We start from the raw sequence: 9,190 nt of genomic DNA on the forward strand, positions 1-9,190 counted from the left end.
GGCTTAGTTTGATATCCCTACCCATCATCATCGACCAACACGCCGAAGAAGTCGGCTTCCTAGCCGTCCTGCGCGACTATGCCCAGCGCGCGCCGCATTACGATCTGGATGACCTCAGCAAGCTCGACAGCCGCATCGACGCCCACCTCGACGGCCTTCGAATCGCCGGCACCACCGGCCTGGAAACCCTCCTGACCCAACTCGGCCCACACGCCATCGGCGAGATGTTCGCCAGTGCAGTACTGGCCTTCGAGGCGGGTAACGCGCAGGTGTTGTCACGGCTCAGCGAGCACTTGCGCAGTGCCGTGGATACAGAGCGCGGTTATCTGATGGCCTTGGGTTGGCTCGACTGGGAATGGATATCGCCCTGGATCGACCGCATGCTCGCCTCCCCTGAACCTCTGTTCCACCGCCTCGGCCTGGCCGCCTGCGGCATGCACCGCTACGACCCTGGCCCTGCCCTGCTTACCGGACTTTCCCACGCCGACCCAAGCGTGCTGGCACGTGCCGCCCGCACTGCCGGCGAGCTGCATCGTCGTGACCTGATGCCAACAATTCGTGCCCACCGTCTACACCCGGATCCAGCCACGCGCTTCTGGGCCAACTGGGCCACCGCCCAGATGGGCGATGAGCACGCCCTGGAACCGCTGCGCCAGTTCGCCGAGCAACCGGGCGAGTTCCAGTACCGCGCGCTCTGCGTATTGCTGGCCTGGCAAAAGCGTGAAAACAGCATCGCCTGGATACGCCAATTGATAGAGCACCCTGAGCAGCAGCGCATCGGCATCCAGGCCATCGGGCTGCTGGGCGACCCGTTCAGCGTGCCCTGGTTGATCCAGCAGATGAGCGACCTGTCTCATGCCCGCGTCGCCGGCGAAGCCTTCAGTCTGATCACTGGCGCTGACCTGGCGCTGCTCGACTTGGAATTGCAGGACCTGCCGRATTTCGATGCCGGCCCGAACGACGATCCTGAGGACGCTGATGTCGCCATGGACCCCGATGAAAACCTGCCCTGGCCCGACCCGCAGTTGATCGCCGCCTGGTGGCGGGCCCATGGAGGCGATTTCCAGGCGGGCATGGGCTATGTGCTGGGGCTACAGCAGAGCGAGAGCAGTTACCGGCGCGCCCTTGTCCAGGGCCAGCAACGCCAGCGTATTGCGGCCGCCTTCGGCGTTGCTCGCTGGCGACCGAACGAAGTGCTGTTCCCCACCAGCGCACCCGCCTGGCGGCAAAAGATGTTGTTGGGGGAGCCAGCGTCGCTCGTTCGGCCCCTCTGAGGTTTTGCCAAAATAGAATGCAGCCCCTAAGCCCGCAGTTTGTCGACCCGCACCGCGGCTCAGTGAGTATCCAGATGCTGGTGTACGGCGTTTGGTTTGCTGTACTTACGGCAGCTGGATTCGCGCTCATGGACGCTTTCGCCACTACACTTTCCGGTTTTCTACGCCATCGGCCACGACTTGTGAATGGTCTGAACGTGGGGGCAGGACTGACGTTTGTGGCATCGGGGGTATCGATCGCGGCGCTCAGCCAAAAATAGAGCAAGGGACTCGCCCCGCCGAGCACCCTACGCGCGCCCACCTCGTATGCTTTAATCACCCACGCCGATCGGTCGTGGCGTTTCATAATTCTTAAGGTTTGATTAAGGACTTTAAAGGTCGCCGGCGGACAGACTTTCCCTAACGATCAGGAGAGCCGCCATGAACCCGCAATCGGTGAATTCAGACCATCCATGTGAACTTGCGAGACCGCTGGGCGCCCTGTCCAGCTGGCAAGAGCGCCGCGCCAAGGAACTGATGCTGCGTGATATGGGCAGTTGCGTTCGCATCAGCGAGATTGCCGAACACTGCAACCTTTCGCGCAGCCATTTTTCCCGGGCGTTCAAAAAAAGTACCGGACACTCACCCCAAGGTTGGCTGGTGAGGATGAAAATCGAAAAAGCCAAAAGCCTGCTGATCACCTCGATGCCGATCACCGACGTCGTCTATGAATGCGGTTTCGCGGACCACTCGCATTTCACCCACACCTTTAGCCGGCTGGAAGGGATGACACCCAAGGCCTGGCGGCGGGCCGTTGATCACGTGATCACAAACCGACGTCCCAACACACCAATGATTGATCGAGACATATCCGACAGGAGAATCCCCGATAGCGTGGTCGACGGCTTGCGACAACTTCGCGCGCAGGCGCTGCACGCGTGAACTGATCGAGGCCAACAGAACGAACTCCTCCCCTTTGGCCGCTCATGCGGCCTTTTTTTATCCGACGCTGGCCGCCGCGATCGGCAGATTGAAACAGATCCTGGCGCCCTGCTCGCTGTCCTGGACCACCAGCGTCCCGCCGTGCGCACCGATCACTGACCTGCAGATGGCCASCCCCATCCCCATGCCGCTGCCTTTGGTGGTGTAGAACGCATCGAAGATTTGCTCGCGCTGTGGTGCGTCAATTCCCGGCCCATTGTCCTGGAAGCAGACTTGAACATGATCATCCTTGACCGCTGAGCCGATGATGATGCGTCCATCTGGCAACCCGGCTCCGACGATGGCTTCCTGCGCATTGGTGATCAGGTTGAACACCACTTGCTGGATCTGCACCGCATCGACCCAAACCGGGCATTGCGCATCAAGCCGGGTTTGCAGTTGCACGTTGCGGTTCGCCAGATCGGTGGCGGTCAGGCGCACGACCTCACCAATCAACTCGTCGATCTGCACCGGTAGCCGTTGCAACGGCGCCTGTTTGGCGAGCGCGCGAAGTGCCTGGACAATATCGGCGGCGCGGGCGCTGTCTGAGCGAATGTCTTCCAGCCCCTGAATCGCCTCTTCCAGATCGGGCTGATCGCGCTTAAGCCAGCGCAGGCTCGCCGAGGCGTTAGACAAGATGCCCAGCAGCGGCTGGCTGATTTCATGGGCAATTGAAGCAGACAACTCGCCCATGACTTTAAGGTGCGAGCTACGCGCCAGTTCTGCCCGGGAACTGCGCAAGTCCGCTTCCATTTGCGCACGCAGTCGGGTGTCTTCGACCAGCTGTGCATACAGCCTGGCGGTATGCAGTGACACGGCGGCCTGAGAGGCGAGTATTTCCAGCATGGTCAGGCGCTCGGCGCTGAACAGCTTGGGGACCAGGCTGTTTTCGAGATAGACCAGACCGATCAATGTGCCTTGTCTGAGCAACGGCAGGCACAACATGGAACGCGTCTGGCGCTGTAGGAGGTCGGCGCTGTAGGCCTCGGGACAATCTGTCCGGGCATCGTTGAGCACCAGAGTGTTGCGGGTGCGCTTGCTGGCGTTGAGCACCGAGGCAGGCGCCATCTGTTCGAGCGGCTGCCCGGTGTCCAGCGCAACCCGCACGTTGCCGGCCTCGACAGAAGCGGTTGCCGCGAGTTGCAGCTCGGCGCCGCTGACAATCATCAGAACGCCATGATCGGCACCCGCCTGAATCATCAGGTGGTTCATCAGGGTTTCGACCAGTCGTTCCAGCAATACCTCTTGCGAAAGTGCGCGCGCCGCCTCGATCCCCACTTCAAGATCGAGGCGGACCTGGGTCACAGGCCGGACAGGTTCGAACGACGACTCTGCGCTCAGAAACGGGTGCAAGGCTTCCAGCTGGCGGGCCTTGCTGTTGGCCCCCCAGAGGTTGTAACAGTCGCGCGCGACGCGCAGGTGGTGATTGGCACCCGACACCAGCCCGTTAGGTAAGCAGATATCGGCTAGCTGTTCATGCGCCAGCGCCTGCTCGTGGATGAAACCGGCCGCTGCAGCAGCTATCTGGGACTGATCAAAACAGCGGATGGCAACCAGCTCCTGACCGCGTAAACGGGAGATGACCCCTTCGATCAGCAGCAATTTACTGCGAAAGGTTGCCGGGTTGAGCTCGACCCATGACAGAAACCGCAGACGTTGCCGTTCGAGTTGTTCCAGTTTTTCGGCCACCTCCCCCGGTGCCTGCGCACTGCCCAGAGCCAGGCTGTAGAACAGGTAGTAATCGGCGAGATTGATGTGTGCCGGAATGGACCAGGTCAGCGCGGCCGCCTCTTCGAAACGCCGCAATGCGTAAGGGATATCGCCGTAGTAAAACGCGGACATGCCTGAATACAGCCACGTCCAGAACAGAGTCGGCTGTGACACGCTGGTGCGGTCGATGGGGCCGAAACGGTCATGTTCAGTGCCGTCCAGTTCGGTCAGCGGCCGGTGCTGACGCCCATCGCGCAGATCGCTGGCGTACGCCTGTTGCGCCAGCAGGATGCGTTCGATGTCGATATAGTGAAACTGACGCACCCAGGCCAGGCCATGCTCCAGTTCGCTCAACACTCGTTGTAAGGGTTCGCCCATGAACAACAGATCGGAGCCGATGTGGTTGCAGGCATAACAGGACATACCCAGATCACCGCCGGCCTGACCGCACTCGAATGCTGCGAACGCCTTCTGTCGGGCGTACGCCATCGGTCGGGTCCACGGGCTGACTTGATCAAGCGCCACCAGCGTACCTGTGCGTCCGGCTTCGTAGCCGTGTTTGTCAGTGAGTTCAAGGGCCACTTCGGCGAAGGACTGCCCGTCCACATACTCGCCATAGCGCTCGGCAATCATCACGCCAAACCAGGCAAACCCATAACCGCTGCTCGGCGTGGTGCCATGCATCAACGTAAGTTCGACCATTTTCGCCAAATGCAGAAAACGAATGTCGTCGTTGATGAAGAACGAGGAAATCAATGTGCTGAGCAACTCCATGGCCACTTCGACAAGCGGGTCATCGGCCTTGGGCAAATGCACCAGATCGGCGATGCGGCGCGCGCCCACGAGTGCGCGTACCTGGGCAAACACGAGGCTCAGCTGATCGTGCGAGGGCTTGCGCTGCAGGGGAATATCCAGCAGGGTCAACCCGGTCAACGCCTCGGTTATCGCACCCTCGTAATCGGAGTGCAACGTGCGCAAGGTGGCCCGTAACCGATAGGTTTTCGCGCGGTCGAGGGCTGTGGTGGCGTGATTCAGGCAGTCGTCGAGGCGGCGTTGGGCGCTGGCCAGATCGGCCAGCAGCATGTCACATTCGGCAGCCAGCCATTGGGTGGCGAACGCCTGAGTGTAAAGGCTCGACCAACCGGTCTGCCCGAGCAGACGCTCGGCCGTGCGCAGATAGCCCACGGCCTGCTCGACAGCCGCGGTGTCCCTGGCACGTTCGGCAGCTTCGACCAACAGCTCGACGAACGCGGCACGGCGATGCGCCTCCAGTTTATCCACGTCAATACGCTGAACCTGGCTGGCGACTTCAAATACACGCTCATGGATCTGCTCACCCCACTGATCAAGCATGGCGACGGCGATACGGGCATGCTCGGCGGCGCGTCCCGCTGGCGCAGCAAGCTGACAGGCTGCCTCAAGTACACGGTCGTGGGGAAACACCAGTTGCTCACGCTCACGCAACAGAAAACCGGCATCGACCAGACTTTGCACTTCACGGTTGATCTGTTGCTGATCACACGGTAACAACCGGTGCAGCAGCGATTCATCACAGCGCCCGCCGACATATCCGGCCGTGCGCAACACTTCGCGTTCCATCGGTGCCAGCCGTTCGAATCGCTGCACCATCAAGTCCGCGACGTTATCGGCATAACGGTAACCATCCACCTCCTCCTGGTTCCAGACCCAGCGGCGACCGTGCACGTCGAAGCACACCAGACGTTCATCGATCAACGCGCGCAACACCTGGCTGATGAAAAGAGGGTTGCCGGCCGTCTTGTAGTGCACGACTGGTGCGAGCGACTCGATAGCCTCGGGGTCGGTGTCCAGTTCAGCGGCGATCAGTTCCGCGACTGCTGGCACCGATAGTGGACCCAGCATGACGCTTGTACAGGGTAACGATTGCCCATGCTCCAACACCTGCAGCAATCCACCCTCACGCTGGAGGGACTGCGATTCGGCCTCACGGTACGCCAGAATGAGCGCCAGATGCCGGGGCGGCCGGGCGATGAAGGCTTGCAAGAACGACAGCGTCGAGTCGTCGGCCCACTGCACATCATCTACGAATAGCACCAGGGGTCGTCCCGGCTGAGCGAAGACTTCCAAAACATCGAGCAGCGTTTGATTGGCGCGATCAAGCGCATGCCGGGCCGGCATGTTCGGCAGTTCAGGCGCGACACCGATGACCAGCTCGGCCTCGGGCGCATTTCCTGCTGCAGCAGATTGCTCTTTCCGCTGGCCCAGTAGCCGGGCGCCAAGGGCCGGACACCCTGGTGGATCAGCGTCGACTTGCCGGCACCCGGCGCGCCACCGACCAGCAGGACCCGGGCGATGCCATCGCTGCGCACCTGACTTATCTGCTCGATCAACTGCATGCGTTCGGCCTCGCGGCCGAACAGAACATCACCGCGGGYCGCAGAAGGCAACGCATCGAAGGCGCCCAGCCGAAACCCATCGATGCGCTCGTGCTCCAGCCACTGCTGTTGGCACCAGGCCAGATCCGCGGCCATCGACTCTGCGCGCTGATAGCGGGCACCCGGTTCCTTCGCCAAGCCTTTGAGCAGCACTTGGCAGATGCCTTCCGGCAGATCGGCAACATGGATTGCCGGTGATTGCGGTTGCACGGCGGCGTGCACGTGCAGCCATTGCGAGGGGTCGCGGGCGGTGAGCGGCAGTCGGCCGGTCAGCGCTTGATAGAGGATTACGGTCAGGGCGTAGATATCGCTGCGCGCGTCAAAACTGGCGGCATCGCGCCGTACCTGTTCGGGCGCCAGGTACGGCCATTGTTCCAGACCGGGCAACTCAGCGGTGGGCGCCTCTGCGGCATGACTGTGAAAACCCAGGAGTCTGACCGAATCGGCGGTTTCCACCATCAAGTGGTGGGGCAGCAGGCTGGCATGGCGCACACCCGCGTTCTGCGCGCTGGCCAGCGCGTTGGCCGCCGCCACGGCAATGGCCAACAAGCGCCCCAGCGGCAGCCCGGCGTCACCGATCAGATCCATCAGCGGCGTCCCCGACGCGGGATAGATCAACAAGGGCCCCTCGGCCGAGCGGATAAACGCGACAGGTGCAATCGCCCATGCCGGATCCAGGCGCAGATGAAAATCGCGCTCCAGCCGCTGGCACGTGGCGGGCAGCTGAATCGGTGCCCGGGCGGCAAGCCAGTGTGTGCCCGACGGCCGGTCCTGAAGCGTGAACCAGGTCAGGTCATTTTCCCGGCGCAGCATGGAGAAGGTGCAGCGTTCCAGCCAGGCTTCATCGTGGACGACCTCAAGACTGCGGGAACCGGATGATGAGAGAGGACGGCTGGACATGAACAATCACCGCTGAAGATTCGTTTCGGGCTGAGCCCTGGAGTATACGCAAGGCTCTGGCCCAACGGCTGCATGCCGGTAATCCTGTCCGTAATCGGCACCATGATGGCTGTCTTGCTGCCCCGTTGCCGATGGTTTTTGCGCACTGAAATCACGGTGTGTTATCCCTCGGGATAATTGCATTATGCGGGGCCGTCCCCTAGCGTGTACCTCTGATGAATCGATGCTCCGGCGTCACTCTCCATCCACGCAGTGCAGAGGAACGCATGATCCGACTCGGCCAAGCCACTATTTCCCTGGAGCGGCGCGAAGCCTTTCTTGATGGACGGCCGCTGCGTGTCGGGGGCCGGGCGTTCGAAATCCTCTCGGTGCTGATGCACGCCGATGGCCGGATTGTCAGCAAAGATGAATTGATCACACAGGTCTGGCCCGACACCGTCGTCGAGGAAAACAATCTGCAGGTGCAGATTTCCTCGCTGCGCAAGCTGCTCGGGGAAAAAGAACTTATCCAGACGGTCCCGCGCCGAGGTTACCGATTATTGAAAAAACGTGAACCGCCCCTGCCCCTGTTCCATCCGGTGGCACCGGGCCCTTTGGCGCCAGAGGATCAGGAGACGATCGATCCCGACAGCGTGCCGGTGTTCATCGTCGACGATGAAGCGAGCGTGCRTACAGCTCTCAGCCGACTGCTGCGGGCTGAAGGCATCGCGCACCGGATATTCGCCTCGGCCGAAGAATTGCTCAACGCTGACCTCGACACCGGCCCCGCTTGCCTGTTGCTTGACGTCAGTCTGCCCGAAACGACAGGCCTGGAACTTCAATCGGCGCTCGGACAGCGAGGGCATCCGTGGCCGGTCATTTTCATGACCGGTTTCGGCACCATCTCGATGTCGGTGCAGGCCATGAAAGCAGGTGCGGTCGAATTCCTGACCAAACCATTCAACGACGACCAGTTGTTGGACACCCTGCGCGCCACCCGTCAGCGTGCAGCGACGGCGTTCGAGCAATGGCAACGCATACAAAGCGCCCGTCAAAGGGCTGCCCTGTTGACCCCCCGTGAGCGCGAAGTGCTGCCGCTGATCGTCGCGGGTCTGTCCAACAAGCACATCGCCAACCAGCTGGGCACCAGTGAAGTCACCGCCAAGGTCCATCGCAAACACATCATGGAGAAAATGCAGACACGCTCGCTGGTCAATCTGGTCAAGCTGTATGGCTTGATCAGCACGGAGCCAGCGTTTGGCATGCAGGGTTCTTCATGACTACGGAGACTGGCTGCGCCCCCGAATCATCCCGTAGCGCCATGATCATCGTCTGCATCGTGGACGACGATGCGTCCGTACGCAAAAGCCTGGCCAATCTGCTCCGGTCGGCCGGATACCGTTCTCGGGTGTTCGCCTCGGGCGAGGAATTCCTGGCCCTCGAAAACTTCGATGACGTTGCCTGCCTGCTGTTGGATCTGAAAATGAACGGCCTGTCAGGGCTGGACGTCATGCGCGCGCTGACGCTCAAGGGCAGAAAGTTTCCAGTGATTTGCATGTCGGCACACTGGGATGAAGCCACACTGGCCGAATCCAGCCGCTATGAGCCCATCGAATGCTTGCGTAAACCCTTCAACGGCGATGCCTTGCTAAGCGCCGTCGAGTTTGCGCTGCAACGTGAGCAATGAACAATCACGTGTTGGACGGTGATTGCGGCGTATCAGGATTGAGTTGCTGACGCCTGAATTGCCCTGGAGGCTGGCCGTGGATCTGGCGGAAGCGTCGCGAAAAATAAGCCTCGTCAGCGAAACCGCACAACCTCGCCACCTCCCCCACCGGTCGTGTCACATTGAGCTAATTATTGCGTGCCGCGTGCATCCTGCGCTCGAGCACCAGCTCAGTGAAGTTCTTGCCGTTTTCCTTGCGCAACCAGTGCGTCAGGTACGTCGGTGAC

Annotated in this window: 4 protein-coding genes and 3 pseudogenes; 5 read left to right on the plus strand and 2 right to left on the minus strand. The window is 61.2% G+C overall.

The window, feature by feature from the left end; all coding sequences use genetic code 11:
* Positions 1-8: 8 nt before the first annotated feature.
* The 3 genes and pseudogenes from AC1DLB_RS18610 to AC1DLB_RS18620 all read left to right on the plus strand — a co-directional run bounded on the left by AC1DLB_RS18610 (position 9) and on the right by AC1DLB_RS18620 (position 2,195).
* Complete coding sequence (locus AC1DLB_RS18610) at positions 9-1,274, plus strand: TIGR02270 family protein (RefSeq protein ID WP_477785415.1); 1,266 nt, start codon at positions 9-11, stop codon at positions 1,272-1,274.
* A gap of 32 nt (positions 1,275-1,306) precedes the next feature.
* Positions 1,307-1,534 (plus strand): annotated as a pseudogene (locus AC1DLB_RS18615) (LysE family translocator); the annotation flags it as partial.
* A gap of 160 nt (positions 1,535-1,694) precedes the next feature.
* On the plus strand, positions 1,695-2,195 hold the full coding sequence (locus tag AC1DLB_RS18620) for a helix-turn-helix transcriptional regulator (RefSeq protein WP_018927751.1): 501 nt from the start codon (positions 1,695-1,697) through the stop codon (positions 2,193-2,195).
* Between the two features lie 57 nt (positions 2,196-2,252).
* On the opposite strand, the pseudogene AC1DLB_RS18625 reads toward AC1DLB_RS18620, so the two are convergent.
* Positions 2,253-7,171 (minus strand): annotated as a pseudogene (locus AC1DLB_RS18625) (trifunctional serine/threonine-protein kinase/ATP-binding protein/sensor histidine kinase).
* A 353-nt stretch (positions 7,172-7,524) separates the two neighbouring features.
* Between AC1DLB_RS18625 and AC1DLB_RS18630 the strand changes: the two are divergent.
* Positions 7,525-8,517, plus strand: coding sequence for a response regulator (locus AC1DLB_RS18630; RefSeq protein WP_477785414.1), 993 nt, complete (start codon positions 7,525-7,527; stop codon positions 8,515-8,517).
* Positions 8,518-8,558: 41 nt separating this feature from the next.
* The gene (locus tag AC1DLB_RS18635) at positions 8,559-8,924 is read left to right on the plus strand and encodes a response regulator transcription factor (protein ID WP_477744008.1); all 366 of its coding nucleotides are present in this window, start codon (positions 8,559-8,561) and stop codon (positions 8,922-8,924) included.
* Between the two features lie 4 nt (positions 8,925-8,928).
* Here the strand turns inward: AC1DLB_RS18635 and AC1DLB_RS18640 are convergent.
* Positions 8,929-9,190, minus strand: a pseudogene (locus AC1DLB_RS18640) (helix-turn-helix transcriptional regulator); the annotation flags it as partial.

The organism is Pseudomonas sp. 05N434, from assembly GCF_056396965.1.